The 509-nt window shown below is 56.6% G+C and carries 1 pseudogene; it reads right to left on the bottom strand.

Annotated elements, in window-relative coordinates:
* Nucleotides 1-509 (bottom strand): annotated as a pseudogene (locus tag JCM10914_RS31175) (hypothetical protein); the annotation flags it as partial.

Below are 509 nucleotides of genomic sequence, written 5' to 3'. Positions count from 1 at the left end.
AGTTGTAGTCGACGATGTCCGTGATGCGGAAGTCGTAGACGCGGCCGATCACTTCGACAGGTTCGATATCGGTGGCAACATGGTGGGCCAGATCCAGGTTGGCGCTGGGCTGGGTGCTGAAGTCTGGCGGCGCATTCTCGGCAATGGTCCGGAAGTAAACGTGGTAATCCCCTTCATCCACCCATACCGGCAGGAAGAACTCGGTGTCGAGCTGGTTGGTCGGGATCGTGATCCAGGTATTCTTCGGGTAAAAGGTACGCTTGTCCCCGCTGTAGACGTCAAACGGAAAGTAGACCTGCTTGGACCGGACGTATTTGGCATAGTCGCGATGCCCGTATCCCGGGATGTTCCGATGCTGGCCGGATGTTGGTATCCGCACGGTAAAAGGCCGATCCAGGATGAAGGCAGAGCGCGCAGCATTCGGCACCGTCTTCTGGTTATGGGCTTGATCATCCGTGACAGAGGCATAGTTAACGACCGGCGTATGGACGGTGACGGTATTGATCTGA

The sequence above is a fragment of the Paenibacillus sp. JCM 10914 genome, assembly GCF_001315105.1.
In the GTDB taxonomy this organism is placed as follows: Bacteria; Bacillota; Bacilli; order Paenibacillales; family Paenibacillaceae; genus Paenibacillus_AQ.
This window is presented reverse-complemented; position numbering and strand designations above follow the sequence as displayed.